Below are 13,288 nucleotides of genomic sequence, written 5' to 3' on the forward strand. Positions count from 1 at the left end.
CAGGAGTCTGCGGCCGGGTCCTGGCGATGTCGCTTCGCCCGGTCGGGGTATCCGAACGCGTCCCAGGTAGGCCGCACCGAAGGGTGTAGTCCTCCGGGGCCCGAGACTACGATGTAGCCGACAACCGTGCAGTGATGTACAGCAAGGGAGGGGTCCGAATGGGTAGTCACGTGAAGGTCGATCCGGAGCAGCTACGCAAGCTCGGCGGCAATCTGACCACTTCGGGGGGCACGATCAAGACGCTCAACAAGGACATCAGCGGGTGGTCCTTCACCGCGAAGCAGGCAGGCCGCGGCTACGGTGACGAGGGCGCCAAGCTCGGTGCCGAGATCGTGAACATCGGCGCCTGGCTGACCAACTGGGAGACAGCGATCACCAAGTCCGGCAACACCTATACGACCAGCGCGAACACGTACTCGTCGGTAGACGATGCCAACGTCACCAAGATCACGGCAGCCGGGGTGAATCTCGGATGACGTGGTCAGCGAACGAAGCGGGCGTTGTCACCGAAGGAAAGAGAAACTCCGACTGGGAACACAGCGTATCGGGCTCGGCCGGGAATACGAACAAAATTCTCGACGACGGTGACGATGGGCTCGAATACTTCGAGAACTATCTGCCGTTGTACCGGCAATGCCTCGAAAAATACAACCTCGGAAAGGCTGAGATCGCCGCGCGCGAGTACAGCCAACTGTGTGCGCTCTATGACGCAGAGAGAGACATGGACATCGAGGCGATCGAACGCATGTCTACGTTGCTCGCATCCACTCTGCCGAAGCTCTATACCGAATTGGAGAAGCAGCAAACTCAGCGGAACGCGATCCAGAGCATATGGCAAGGCGACGCCGGTGATGCGGCTTTCACCATGCTCAACGAGCAGGTTCGGCGAGCTGACGCGGACTACAACTCCGCACGCATTGCTTCTCGCGAATTGAGCGAGCTCGCCACAGCCCTTCGCAACATTGTTTCCGAGAAGGCATCGGACGTCAAAGGGTACTACCGCCCCGCGGGCACCGCTGACTTCAAGATGGAGGGCCGCAACGAAACGTTTCTAATCGAAACTATCAAGAATTGTATTAAAACCGCGGACAGTGTCGATTATCAGATGACATTCCTACGCGATGTGTTCGTCCCGCAGGTCGAAGCCACCGTTCTGCATTTCGAGGAGGTATGCAAAGAAACCTCCACCGTAGTTCGCGAAGCCTTCAAACAGGCAACCACCGCGCTGGGCGATGTGGAAGCTGCCGCATACCCGATGCCACAGGATGCCGCGGCACCGGATAATCCCACGAAGGAAACGCCGTCGACGGGCAATCCATCCGGTGGTGACACCTCCACCGGCGACAAGACCACCGCGGCCGGTACTACTCCGGATACGACCACCGACGATACGAAGACGGACACTTCGGGTAAGAAGCCCACGACCACCGATGATGATGACGACGACGACGACACGTCGACCGACCTGAGCAGCTTGCTGTCGACCGTCTCGAGCGGACTCTCGACGCTGAGCTCGGTGGCCAGCGAACTGTCGAGCCTCACGTCGGGGTCGACCGATACGGCAGAGTCCATCGCACAGTCGATCGGCACGGGCCTCAGTTCGCTCGGAACATCAATCACCAGCGGAATCGAGCAGCTCAGCGCCTTGTTCAGCGGGAACGGCTCCACCGAGTTCACCATCGCCGGGACGACTCTCAGCTTGGAGACCGGCGACGACGGACAACTCAAGCTCACCACCACCGACTCGGCGGGCACCGCCCACGAGTACGGCCTCACCCTGAACGAGAACGGCATCCCGGTGGTGACCGACAGTGCCGCCCCGGTGGAGGCCGAAGAACCAAGCACGCCCGCCGTGCACGGCGAAGCCACCAACGATGGCAGCACCGGAGAAACCTCTGCCTCGGAGACCGTTTCAGCACGTCCCGGAACTCCGGCCAACAACTCCGGTCAGGCGTCCGACATCGAGCATTGGTCGGTACCGCTCGCCGACCCCGAGCCGGAGGCCCCGGCTGATACCGGCGCCGAACTCGCGGAAGCAGGACCGCTGTGAGCAACTCCCCGATCGAAGACCTGGTCGCCGAACATCTCCGCCGAGTACGCATGCTGCGTGTCGAGTTCGAAGACGAACGCGCGCGCCTGCAAGCCAAAGGCGATGCGTTGCTCGCCGCCGCGCAAGCAGCCGAACAGCGGGCAGCGGAAGAACGGGCAGCAGAGGAAGAGGCCGCCGCACGGGCCGTCCAGCCCGAGCCGGATAGCGACGAGATCCTCCGTCGTGAGGCAGCACGACGCGAGTGGGTCGCTCCGGCACCGGCAGAGCAACGCTGGCCGGTCACAACCAACAGCGAAGTCCAAGCCGCCGCACCCCGAGCCACCGAGCAGCGCTTCGCCCCCACGGCCCCGCCAGTTGCCGTGCCCGGGCCGCCGCAGTCAGACGACGAGGCCGCGCGCCGCGAAGCCGAGCAATACGAGGCACGCGAAGCGATCGCGCGCTCGATCGCGGCGCGACGAGCGGCGGCAGTCGTCGAGCCGGTCGACTACGACGGCTACGACCAGGAGAGTGAGTACTTCCGCGGAAAGAATTGGTTCGGTTAGGCGTGAGCATTCGTAAGCTACAACGACTCGGCGCCGAGATGGCGAGCCGCAGGTCGTGGTGTAAATTCCAGGCCGGGGCGGGAGCGGACCGGCCCGTGACCGGAACGAGGAGTAGATCATCGATGAACCGCGGTGCAGTCGTACGAACACTGGTCGTCGGCGCGGCGATTTCGAGCCTCGTCGGCGGATGCAGCTCGGGGAGCGACGGGGAAACGCAACCGAGCACTTCGGCGGCGGCCACAACGCCGGAATCGGTGCTGCCCACCGGGTTCGATGGATGCGATCTGCCGCAGTCGGTGATCGACACGGAAGAGTTGAAGAACCCCAAGAAGGACGACGGGTGGACAACGGGCGCCAACAAGTGGCTGGGTTGCCGATGGGTGCAGTCCGGCGGCTACGGTGCAGCGATAACCGTGTCGACCATCACTATCCAGCAGGTTCGTGAGAATTCCGAGGTCACTGTCGGCGAGGAACTGACCATCGATGGCCGTCAGGCAATCACCCACTACAAGCCCGCCCAGGCCGATAAATGGTGCGATATAAATGTCGAGATGAAGAACGGTAGCATGGAGATTTCGATTGGGAACCAGCCGAATCGAGAAAAATCCGGCCACCGCCATCCATGCGATATCGCAAAAGATCTTGCGAATATGCTCGCACCAACAATTAACTCAGCTAGCTAATCCGTCGTCGACAATGGGAGGGGACCCGTGGCAACACCGCTAGAAAGCCTGGTTCAGGAAGCCAAGAACGGTGGATTGACTGTATCTTTCAGTCCCGACATCCGAGTCAACGCAGACGAGTTCGTATATATGGAGCGAGACTGCACCGCATTTCTCGACGAGATAATCAGTATGCAGACTCAGGCTCAAGCTATCGCCAGCCGCGAAAAATGGGGGCTCGGCGAATCTACCGAAGGTTTGTCGTCGGCTGCAACATTGGTGGGCTGGTTCCGCGGTAAGGCCGGAAAGACCGGTGCCGCCACCGATTCCGCAAACAATGTCGCCGATATCCTCCAGCAGCACTACGATATCGTTGTCGACATCCGCGATATCCACCGCGAGATCGCAAAACGCTACATGGCACAGGACGAGGAATTCGCCGCCCGCTACAACGAGCTTTCCGCGAACGTTCCCCCCTCAGCCATCGGATCGACGGAGGGCAAGGCCTGATGGCTGGTACCGAGAACGCTCGCATCGGCAGCCCGGAAAAGCCTGACACTTGGGCACACTGGGCCATCTATCGAGCCTTCAACCCGCTGGAAACAACCGAAGCGAACAACGCACGATCCGAATACCAGAAACTTGCATCGGATTGGTCCGCCGCGGTAGAAACGTTCGCGGCCAGGATTCGCCGGTCGAGCACATCGGCCTGGGAAGGCGCCGCCGCGACGGCATCACAGAACGCCATCGCCGACTACGCAACTCGGGCGCTGGAACTCACTCCGGCGTTGAACGCTCTGGCGCAGCAGGTCACCACCACCGTCACCGGCGTGGACAACACCCGGCTCAATGTCGACGAGCCCGAGAACTCGACGTCGAACCCCTTCAATATCGATAGCTGGTTCGGCGGAAAGCGATCGCTTTCCTCGATCGAAGACGCCCGCGACAAGGCGCGCGAGGCGATGCAGAACTACTACGTCACCAGCTTCACCGCCGCCGATCAGCAGATCCCGGTACTGCCGCATCCGGAGAGTCCTACCTCACCCCTCACCTCCTGGAAGCCGACCGGTGGCGACACAGGAGACAACGGCGACGGTAACGGTGGTGGCAACAACACGAACCCCGCGGGCACGAACGGCCAGCCGACCACCGAGGACCCGGCGACCACGGAAGAACCCACGACCACCGAAGAACCCGATACTGACGATCCCGGCAATGACGAGACGAATCCGTCGACGACCGAGGAGCCGGAGTCGCCGGACTCGACGACACCCGCGACCACCCCGGATACCACCCCCGCCGGGACCACACCCGCCGGATCGCCGAGTCCTGGTTCGCCCGGTTCGCCCAGTGGTGGTTCGCCCGGCGGTGGCAGCCCAGGCGGTGCTGGAACCCCGAACGCAGGCACCCCCGGTGCCGCTGTCCCCGGCTCACCGGCCGGGGTGGCGAAGGTACCCGCCGGTGTCACGGCGACGGCGGCGGGCGCCGCCGGTCGAGCGGGCGCCGCAGGCATGGGTGGCATGGGCGGCGGCCGCGGCGGCGGCAAATCGGAAGACGACGAGACCCATCAGATCCCGGACTGGCTGAAGACCATGGAGAACACCGAGGAGCTGCTCGGCGAGATGCCACGCACGATCAACGGTGGTGTGATCGGCGGAGACTTCAATGAGTGACTGGACATGGGAACCCGACGATTTCGCCGCGCTCTGGTTGAGCGAGGCACACGATCGCTTTCCGCGGCCACTCGGCTACACGAGCCGGATTCCGACCATCGCCGAGGAACGTGTGCATCGAGAAGCTGTGCGCGCACGGTATGACCGTGAGGAGACCGAGCTGATCCAGCTCGCCTTCCATACGCTCAGCAACTGCGACCTGCAGGTCAGGATTGTCGGCCAGTCGACGCGACTGGGCGGCAGCAAGCTGAGGACATACCGGCTTCTCGCCGCCCAAACAGCTCACCACGCGGTGCTGCTGTCCCAAGCAGTCACCGATGATGTCGAAGAACGCATCCGGTGCAGGTTGCTCCGACCGGGTAATCTCCCCGCCCGAGTCGCGAACCTGCTGCCCGAGTTCGCCGCGGGGCGAGTGCCGGGACAAGTGTTCTACGCCGACGACATCGCCCCCACACGGCGAGACCGCGGCAACGACAGCTACCGGGATTCGCCGCGCAAGCAGTTCGAACGGATCCTCGACCGGCCACTCGACGGCGGCGGATTCGTCGAGCTGCTCCCCGGCCCGCTTGAAGCCAGGGCCGATTCCTGGTTCGACGCGCAATGGTTCGATGTCATCGATGACGGCCGCTACGTGCTCCAGCGAAACCGCGATCAGGTCAAAGTCCAACCGGCCTCCGGCGACGACATGCGAGCCCTTCTGACGACCTGGATCGACCGAACCACGACCAGGCTGCGCGAACGCGAGAACGAACACGCGTGGTAACCCCGGAAGCGGGCCCGCTCTGAGCTGGTTCGGATCTTCGCACGACTGCATGATGAAGGTAGGCAATGACAAAAGAACTCAAAGTTGAGCCGGACAAGCTGGATACGTTCGCCGGCGTCTTGACGACGCTGGCGAACGACCATGCCAAGGCGGCTCCGTACGCGCAGAGCTGGCTGAAGGTCGATGCCGATACCGGTGGGTTGTTGTTCCCGACGATCGCGGGGACGCTGAATCAGCTGCTCGGCGAACTGGAAACGAACCTGGCATCGCTGGGCACCGCTACCCAGGGATCGTCGGCTGAACTGACGAAGGCCGCGCAGATGTACCGGACGACGGACTACGCCAACGCGGCCGCGCTAGACGCAACCTACGTGGACGGCACCAAATGACCGGCAGTACAGTAACCGACTCCCCGGTCAGCAAACTCGCCGATCCGCAGCCCAGCGATCCGATTCCGGATCTGGTCGAGCTGATCATCAACGGTAACGCGGTTTCGCCGTCGTACTGGATCAACTACGTGCTGAAGTCCACGATCGGGTACGACCCGCTGACCTACACCACGAATTCGATCAGTGGTGACTGGGAGGCCATGCAAAAGGCCGGAACAGCGATCGGCAATCTGTCCGATTACCTGGTGTCGTACAAGTTGGACGTCTCGCAGGCGGCGCGGACTGCCAACGAGACCTGGGACGGCAATGCCGCCGATTCCGCCATGGACTACTTCAAGGAACTCACTGCGGCGATATCGACCCAGGCGAGTGCGCTGAAAGACATCAGCACCACGATCGAGGAATACTCGCTCTCGTCCTACGCCATGGCACAGGTCGTCTGCGGCATGCTGCAGGAAGTATTCGACTACGTCATCATTCTGGCGATCAAGTACGCCGCGTCGGCGGTGATGGCGAGTACCGGAATCGGTGCGGTGGGGTCGGCGGCCGCGATCGCCTCCAGCGCGTTCGAGATCGCCATGATCATCGAGCGCTGGCAGGACGCGCTGGGTACCTTGACCACCTGGGTGATGAAGACCGAGGCCGCGGCTTCCGTCGTCGTCGGCGGCGCCGCCATGCTCAGCGGCACCTCACTCCCCCAAGTCCCTGGTGGCGGGTATGACCACCCTGGTGTCTCATGAAGGAACAAGAGCCGATTCTCGACGTCGCTCGAGGCGATGCCGCGGTATCACGGCAGGTCGGTGATGCGCTCCGGACCATCGCGCGTGGCACCGGTGACCCCGCCCTGCGGCGGCAGATCAGTGACATCCTGGCCGGTCGCAGCAGTGCTCGGGATCTCGCGAACGGTGACGCGTTCAATCGCCTTCTCGATGCCGCGGTTCCGGATGCCCTGGCGAAATACCACGCGATGTCGGATGAGGAGCGCGCTCGGGAGGTCGAGCAGGGCAGGGCCGAACTCGAGCGCACCCGTCGTGAGCTGGAGCGGGAAGCCGCGGCCGAAGCTTCCGCGGCGAAATCCGGCGGGCCCAGTGGGGACCCGTATCCGCAATCCCAACAGCATGCTCCGTCGAACCAGCACGTCATCTCGGGAACGCGTAAGCCGAATCGCGACCGCGTCGTCACCCCGGATGACCTCGACGAGGACGACCTGTACTTCCAGGAACGCAATCAACGAGGCTGGCTTTCGTGACGCCCTTCGGGCACAAATCGGAGGTGGTGCTGCCGACGACGCTGAGTGCGGCCGGAAGCAACCCATTGGACCGACGAGGGCTCACGAGGCTCGCGTTGGTCGATGAGCTTCCCCCGCTCTGCCTGCAGCACGGCAGGGAAACCGGTGATCGATTCGCAGCCAGTATCACCTTCTGCGGGACGGCGGAGTATCAGTCCGCCGCAGTCTTCTGGCGCGGGCTCGGCAGGCGGCTCGGTAGGCGTGGGTACCTGCCCGGGATGGGGGGACCGCAGCCGCAGGCGGATGCCATCCTCGACGTGAGCCTACCCACGTGCCGCCGCTGCCGACTGCGTGTGGGCGTGTTTCAGTTCCTGTGCCTGGCAATGGTGTTCGTCGGCCTGCTGATGGTGATCGGGGCGCTGGCGTCGGCCCAGCAGGGGGCCACCCACCTCGTCAAATACTTCGCCTTCGGCATCTTCCCCGGCTGGATCCCCGTCGGCTTGCTGCTCACAGTCCTGTTCTTCAACCAGGCGCGGCCCGCCTGGCGCGCACGCCGCACCGAGGATCGTGGCTCGGTCGCGTTCCACGCTCACCCACGCTTCCTCGAACGCATCGCCGCGAATACCGACGGCTGAGCCTCGCCCGCACCGAGCGGGCGGTGTGCCAGCGCTCCACGGCGCTGCGCCATTCCAATGTGCCGTCAGAATTCGGTGGTACTCCCAGACGACCTAAGTCACCATTTCCCTCGGCCGCCCAAATGGAAGGCGACCCGGCAGGGCGCTGAGATTTCGCGGTAGGTCAGACCAGCCAAGACCGGGGCTGATTGTCGTCATCATCGTCCCAATCGCTCGGTCCGACGATTTGGCCGCGACGGAAGACTGTGCCGTAGGTCAGAGCCCGAACAGGTTCAGCGGGCGGTGTCGGCCTGGGGGCTGGGTGGTAGAGCCACTCGTGGCGCGGCGATGCCTTCAACTCCGCGACCTCTGGCGGCTGCGGGTCGGCCCACAACTCTATGTCGTTCCAGCGTGCTTCGCCGAAGGCCACGCGCTGGGCGTACGCCTGCAATGCCGCCGACGCGGTGGGAGATGCCGCTAGGCGATTCATGAAGTCGTCGGTGACCGGAACAGCGCACAACTCGTCCACGGTCATATTCTCACTACGGATTCGGAGGGTCGACAGCGCATCGACCGCTCCCATCAAGCGCTGGAACGCTCGCAGCTGTTGCGGGTCTGCATCTCCGACCGGGTTGCTCATCATGAATCCCATGGTTGCGTTCCGCTGCCGACCTCGTAGGCCGAATCCGGCTTGTTCTTGATCGTTTCGATGTTTCCTGCCGCAGCTATATCCTGCGCCATGGCCGCCTTTTGCTGAGCGTCTTCGATCTTATCGGTGATCGGCTGCAGCTTGGCTTCCAGACCCTGCTCGACATTGCCGACCGGATCCTTGACGAATTCGATGAAGTCTTTGACTGCGTCGACCGTGGTTTCGATGGATTCGACCAATTGCATCACGTGATCCATCACCGTTTTGAGCTGAAGGGCTATGTCACCGAGCTGGTACGCCCATCCGATGACCGGAACCTTCTTCATGGCGAACTTGAGGGTCGACTTGACACCCTTGACATCGACCTGACTCTTCAGCACATCGATGATCTTGTTGACGGCTTCCGTGACGGCCTTTTCGATCTCGTCGGCGACTCGCTCGAGCGCCAGGCAGATCAGTCTGCCGACCGGTCCTTCCCACCGCATTCCAGCGGACAGTCGGGCCGCGAAGTCCTGGAAGCTGGTCGAAGCTTGCCCATCCCAATGCGAGTCGACAGTCGTCCTGCCCCACTCCAGATTCAACCCACATTTTTCGAAATTGTCGCCAACTTCCTTGTGGACCCCACCAATACGCCGCAAGTCGTTCCAGTTCCCGGCGATCTTCTCGAGCACATCAGTGAGCGGGTTGTAGCCGATCTCGCTGAAGTAGTCCAGAATATCCTGGACCCATTCATTTCCCTGAGACAGGATCTCATTGAGATTGGGCGGAACCGAGACCGTGCAGGCAGGAACCGAAATCGTCTCCGGACCCTGATACGGCACTGCGTCAACGAAGTCTTCAGTGGCGCCCTGCTCCTCCGCATTAGGATCGCCGGTATCGATCCCATTGGTATGAGCATTCAGTGCCGCGTAATTCTTGACGTCCTGGTCGACATACATCCACGCAGCCTTGTTGAGCTCGACGCCTGTGTTCTGGAGGACTGTCGTCATCTTTCGCTGGCGACCACTCGTCGCGTCTCGCAGCGAGGTCAGCGGCGTGACAAGCAACTGCATGATGCCGGTGTAGCCGTCGGTCGCCGGCCCGCCCATGATCCCGCTTGTGCGCGTGAGATAGTCGGCGCTACTGCCGATTTCATCGATCAGATTGCCCAGCCCGGCAATTTCCCCAGCTGCAGCTTTGAAGGTTGTCCCCACGGTTGTCCCCCTCCAGGGATCGTGCCCTAGCGGTCGATGCTAATTCCAAGGAACCTTTGCGAAAACCTGTTCGAGAAAGCCCTTCTGACGGGCACACACGTCATCTTCAAGAGACGATGATCGTTGTTCCGCGGGCGGATAGATCTTCAAATCAACCATGCGATCGTCGCCGTACCAGACGTACGCATGGCACGCACCCGAGATCGTGTTCACCCGGGCGGGATGCCCGAGTTCATCCGTCCATACCTGATCTAGATCGCTAGCAGGTGAGGTCGGCGGTGCGGTGAACGACAGCTGAATCCCCAAGTCGTTGCCTGGTCGCCACGAACAGGCGACCATCGAGCCGGATTGCCCACCGGCCACAATCCGTCTCGGAGCTCCGATACTCGACGAACCGGTGGCCTCTCGCGCCTCCTCCACCGACACCAGCGCGCACGGATCCAAGCCTTCGAACACGGCCGGAATCGCAGACACGGGTTCACCTTCAACGGCGACACTCGTGGACGGCGTTGTGTCACTGCTGGATTCGCCAGAACTGCAGCCCATGACGAAGCCCGCGACCGACATCGCGACGACAAACGTGTAGAGAGCAGGTGCAGGACGAACCACGAGACTCCTCCTGTCTGAAATAGGCTGCGTTGCCACCGATTCAAGCAGACGGTCGTTACGCGCGCAAACAACAGCGGCGATGTGGGACGCGTGGTTCAGCGCTCCAGATTGCCCTGGTCGGTGCGGCGCCATTCCGAGGTGCCGTCGGGATGACGGTGGTACTCCCAGGCCGCGTAATCGCCGTCACCCTCGACGACGGTGACGTGGTCGGCGAAGCCGTCGTGGTCGTAGTCGGACCAGATACTGGTCGAGTCGGGGGTGGTGTCGGTGATGGAGTCGACGACGCCGTCGCCGTCGAGGTCCTGGCTCGGATGATCCAGCTCGACGGGACCGAGGTCGTTCAGTGGCGAGTGGGCATCGATATCGGGCAGGCCGAGGCCGAAATCGCCCGAGGTGACCATGACTCCTCCTCAACGGAAAACTCGCGGACGAGAGTGCGGCAATGTCTGTCACCATCCTGTCATCCGCGAGCCCTCCACGGGGCGGTCGGGGCCTACTTCTTCGGCATGATCACCCACAGCAGCAGGTAGAGCAGGAACTGGGGACCGGGCAGCAGGCAGGACAGGACGAAGAGCAGGCGGACGACGTTGGCGTTCCAGCCGAAGTACTCCGCGATCCCACCGCAGACGCCTGCGATCCAGGAGTCGCTGGTCGAACGGGTGAAGCGGCGGGCGGGGGCGGTCATGGTTGGCGCCTTCCTATCGGGGCGGGTGATGACTCCACTGTGCCGGGGAAGAGCGGGTACCCGCATCGGTAGCAGGACCGATACGCACCCTGATTTCCACCCGCCCCGGCCTCAGGGTCGGACCCCGAGACGGGCAGAATCACCCCGGTGAGTGCCACCTTGCAAGCGACCGGTCTGTCCGCGGGCCATGCCGAGCGGACACTGTTCGCCGACCTCGATTTCACCCTCGCGCCCGGTGATGTGATCGGGCTGGTGGGGGTGAACGGCGCGGGGAAGTCGACGCTGCTGCGGATGCTGGCCGAGCGGGCGCCGGGCGAAGGGGCCATCTCGTTGAGCCCGCCGGACGCGACGGTCGGGTATCTGGCGCAGGAGCCGGAGCGGATCGAGGGCGAGACGGTGCTGGAGTTCCTGGCGCGGCGCACCGGGGTCGCGCAGGCACAGCGGGTGATGGACGAGGCGGCCGAGCGGCTCGGCGAGGGCGGGGACGACGACTACTCCCCCGCGCTGGAGCACTGGCTGGCGCTGGGCGGGGCCGATCTGGATCAGCGGGCCGAGGAGGTGGCCGCCGAGCTGGGGCTCACCGACGGGCTGGCGAGCGGGCTGGCCACGCCGATGACGGGGCTGTCGGGTGGGCAGGCCGCGCGGGCGGGGCTGGCCTCGGTGTTGTTGTCGCGCTTCGACATCCTGCTGCTCGACGAGCCGACCAACGATCTCGATCTGGACGGCCTGGACCGGCTGGAACGCTTCGTCACGGGGGTGCGGGTGCCGCTGATGGTGATCAGCCACGACCGGGAGTTCCTGGCGCGCACCGTGAATCAGGTGCTGGAGCTGGATCTGGCCCAGCAGCAGGTGGGGCTCTACGACGGCGGCTACGAGGCGTATCTGGCCGAGCGTGAGATCGCGCGCAGGCACGCCCGCGAGGCCTATGACGAATTCGCCGACACCAAAGCGGGTTTGGAGGCGCGCGCGCAGATGCAGCGCAACTGGCTCGAGCACGGGGTGCGCAACGCGCGCCGCAAGGGCAAGGGCGATTCGGACAAGATGGGCCGCAAGACCCGCGCCGAGTCCACCGAGAAGCAGGCGGCCAAGGCCCGCCAGACCCAGCGCCGGATCGAGCGGCTCGAGGTGGTCGAGGAGCCGCGCAAGGAGTGGGAGCTGCGGATGTCGATCGCGACCGCACCCCGCAGCGGCGCGGTGGTGGCCACGGCGGCGAACGCGGTGGTGCGCCGGGGCGAGTTCACTCTCGGCCCGATCACCACCCAGATCGACTGGGCCGACCGGATCGTGCTCACCGGCGCGAACGGCTCGGGCAAGTCCACCCTGCTCGGCCTGCTGCTCGGCAAGATCGCCCCCGATTCCGGCACGGCCGCGCTCGGTTCGGGCGTGCTGATCGGCGAGGTCGACCAGGCGCGCGGACTCTTCCGCGGCCCGGAACCGCTGGCCGCCACCTTCGGCGCCGCCATGCCGGACTGGCCCGACGCCGACGTGCGCACCCTGCTGGCGAAGTTCGGCCTGCGCGGCCCGCACGTGACCCGCGCCTGCGACACCCTCTCCCCCGGCGAACGCACCCGCGCCGCCCTGGCGCTGCTCCAGGCGCGCGGGGTGAACCTGCTCGTGCTCGACGAACCGACCAACCACCTGGACCTGCCCGCCATCGAACAGCTCGAACAGGCCGTCGAATCCTTCACCGGCACATTGATTCTGGTGACACACGACCGCCGCATGCTGGATTCTGTTCGCGCGACCCGTCGCTGGCACATGGCCGCGGGCACGCTCACCGAAGGATAGAACGATGGACCTGGGGATCGATACCCGTCTCACCCTGCTCGTCACCGGGCTGATCTTCCTCAGCGCCCTGCTGCTCGGGGTGTGGAAGTACCACGGCATCCGTACCTCGCCCAGCGGCGTGGCACACGTGTATGTCGACATCGCGCACCGCGCGGCGCTGATGTATTCCTTCGCCGGGGTGCTGCTGGCGGTGTTCACCGAGCTCAGCGCCTGGCCGACGGCGGTGAACCTGATCGCCGACCTGATCGTGCTCGCGTTCTTCGTCGGCGCGATCGCCAGTTATGTCCTGCACGGCGCGCGCCGCGACACCACCAACCAGTTCGCGGGCGCTGTCCCCGCCGCGCTGCGACTGTCCATGTACGGGCTGATCGCGGGTGAGGTCGGCGGTTTCCTCGTGCTGTTCACCGGCTTCCTCGCCGGTCAGTTCTGAGCGCGAAGCCGGA

Annotated in this window: 18 protein-coding genes; 13 read left to right on the plus strand and 5 right to left on the minus strand. The window is 64.0% G+C overall.

Annotated features, from left to right (window positions below; all coding sequences use genetic code 11):
- Positions 1 to 158: 158 nt before the first annotated feature.
- From WA675_RS16035 to WA675_RS16085, 11 genes are all read left to right on the plus strand, one after another.
- Positions 159 to 476 carry a hypothetical protein gene (locus tag WA675_RS16035; protein ID WP_336085272.1) on the plus strand — a complete coding sequence of 106 codons (318 nt, stop codon included), beginning with the start codon at positions 159 to 161 and terminating at the stop codon, positions 474 to 476.
- Positions 473 to 2,050 (plus strand): hypothetical protein, encoded by a 1,578-nt coding sequence (locus WA675_RS16040; protein WP_336085273.1) that lies wholly within the window; start codon positions 473 to 475, stop codon positions 2,048 to 2,050. Before WA675_RS16035 ends, WA675_RS16040 begins: the two co-directional genes overlap by 4 nt.
- Positions 2,047 to 2,592 (plus strand): hypothetical protein, encoded by a 546-nt coding sequence (locus WA675_RS16045; protein WP_336085274.1) that lies wholly within the window; start codon positions 2,047 to 2,049, stop codon positions 2,590 to 2,592. The genes WA675_RS16040 and WA675_RS16045 overlap by 4 nt, the downstream gene beginning before the upstream one ends.
- 122 nt (positions 2,593 to 2,714) lie before the next feature.
- A complete protein-coding gene (locus tag WA675_RS16050; protein ID WP_336085276.1) occupies positions 2,715 to 3,275 on the plus strand; it encodes a DUF3558 domain-containing protein in 561 nt (186 codons plus the stop codon).
- Between the two features lie 27 nt (positions 3,276 to 3,302).
- Entirely contained in the window at positions 3,303 to 3,764 is a 462-nt protein-coding gene (locus WA675_RS16055; protein ID WP_336085278.1) for a hypothetical protein, read from the plus strand.
- Positions 3,764 to 4,927 (plus strand): WXG100 family type VII secretion target, encoded by a 1,164-nt coding sequence (locus WA675_RS16060; protein WP_336085280.1) that lies wholly within the window; start codon positions 3,764 to 3,766, stop codon positions 4,925 to 4,927. The genes WA675_RS16055 and WA675_RS16060 overlap by 1 nt, the downstream gene beginning before the upstream one ends.
- Positions 4,920 to 5,690 (plus strand): ESX secretion-associated protein EspG, encoded by a 771-nt coding sequence (locus WA675_RS16065; protein ID WP_336085282.1) that lies wholly within the window; start codon positions 4,920 to 4,922, stop codon positions 5,688 to 5,690. The genes WA675_RS16060 and WA675_RS16065 overlap by 8 nt, the downstream gene beginning before the upstream one ends.
- Before the next feature lie 65 nt (positions 5,691 to 5,755).
- Positions 5,756 to 6,079, plus strand: a complete 324-nt coding sequence (locus WA675_RS16070; RefSeq protein ID WP_336085284.1) for a type VII secretion target — start codon at positions 5,756 to 5,758, stop codon at positions 6,077 to 6,079.
- The gene (locus WA675_RS16075) at positions 6,076 to 6,819 is read left to right on the plus strand and encodes a WXG100 family type VII secretion target (RefSeq protein ID WP_336085286.1); all 744 of its coding nucleotides are present in this window, start codon (positions 6,076 to 6,078) and stop codon (positions 6,817 to 6,819) included. The genes WA675_RS16070 and WA675_RS16075 overlap by 4 nt, the downstream gene beginning before the upstream one ends.
- Positions 6,816 to 7,328 (plus strand): hypothetical protein, encoded by a 513-nt coding sequence (locus tag WA675_RS16080; protein ID WP_336085287.1) that lies wholly within the window; start codon positions 6,816 to 6,818, stop codon positions 7,326 to 7,328. The genes WA675_RS16075 and WA675_RS16080 overlap by 4 nt, the downstream gene beginning before the upstream one ends.
- Positions 7,325 to 7,942, plus strand: coding sequence for a hypothetical protein (locus WA675_RS16085; RefSeq protein WP_336085288.1), 618 nt, complete (start codon positions 7,325 to 7,327; stop codon positions 7,940 to 7,942). Before WA675_RS16080 ends, WA675_RS16085 begins: the two co-directional genes overlap by 4 nt.
- Before the next feature lie 163 nt (positions 7,943 to 8,105).
- Here the strand turns inward: WA675_RS16085 and WA675_RS16090 are convergent, their stop codons facing one another.
- The 5 genes from WA675_RS16090 to WA675_RS16110 all read right to left on the minus strand — a co-directional run bounded on the left by WA675_RS16090 (position 8,106) and on the right by WA675_RS16110 (position 11,057).
- Positions 8,106 to 8,564: a hypothetical protein gene (locus tag WA675_RS16090; RefSeq protein WP_336085289.1), complete on the minus strand. Its 459-nt coding sequence runs from the start codon at positions 8,562 to 8,564 to the stop codon at positions 8,106 to 8,108.
- Positions 8,561 to 9,763, minus strand: a complete 1,203-nt coding sequence (locus WA675_RS16095) for a hypothetical protein (RefSeq protein ID WP_336085290.1) — start codon at positions 9,761 to 9,763, stop codon at positions 8,561 to 8,563. The genes WA675_RS16090 and WA675_RS16095 overlap by 4 nt, the downstream gene beginning before the upstream one ends.
- Before the next feature lie 39 nt (positions 9,764 to 9,802).
- Positions 9,803 to 10,372: a DUF3558 family protein gene (locus WA675_RS16100; RefSeq protein ID WP_336085291.1), complete on the minus strand. Its 570-nt coding sequence runs from the start codon at positions 10,370 to 10,372 to the stop codon at positions 9,803 to 9,805.
- Positions 10,373 to 10,467: 95 nt separating this feature from the next.
- Positions 10,468 to 10,773 carry a DUF6802 family protein gene (locus tag WA675_RS16105; RefSeq protein WP_336085292.1) on the minus strand — a complete coding sequence of 102 codons (306 nt, stop codon included), beginning with the start codon at positions 10,771 to 10,773 and terminating at the stop codon, positions 10,468 to 10,470.
- Between the two features lie 92 nt (positions 10,774 to 10,865).
- On the minus strand, positions 10,866 to 11,057 hold the full coding sequence (locus tag WA675_RS16110; RefSeq protein ID WP_336085293.1) for a PspC domain-containing protein: 192 nt from the start codon (positions 11,055 to 11,057) through the stop codon (positions 10,866 to 10,868).
- A gap of 201 nt (positions 11,058 to 11,258) precedes the next feature.
- Between WA675_RS16110 and WA675_RS16115 the strand changes: the two genes are divergently transcribed.
- Positions 11,259 to 12,845 carry an ABC-F family ATP-binding cassette domain-containing protein gene (locus WA675_RS16115; RefSeq protein WP_442945642.1) on the plus strand — a complete coding sequence of 529 codons (1,587 nt, stop codon included), beginning with the start codon at positions 11,259 to 11,261 and terminating at the stop codon, positions 12,843 to 12,845.
- A 4-nt stretch (positions 12,846 to 12,849) separates the two neighbouring features.
- Entirely contained in the window at positions 12,850 to 13,275 is a 426-nt protein-coding gene (locus WA675_RS16120) for a hypothetical protein (RefSeq protein WP_336085295.1), read from the plus strand.
- Positions 13,276 to 13,288: the final 13 nt, after the last annotated feature.

Source organism: Nocardia sp. SSK8, assembly GCF_037034205.1.
Taxonomy (GTDB): Bacteria; Actinomycetota; Actinomycetes; order Mycobacteriales; family Mycobacteriaceae; genus Nocardia.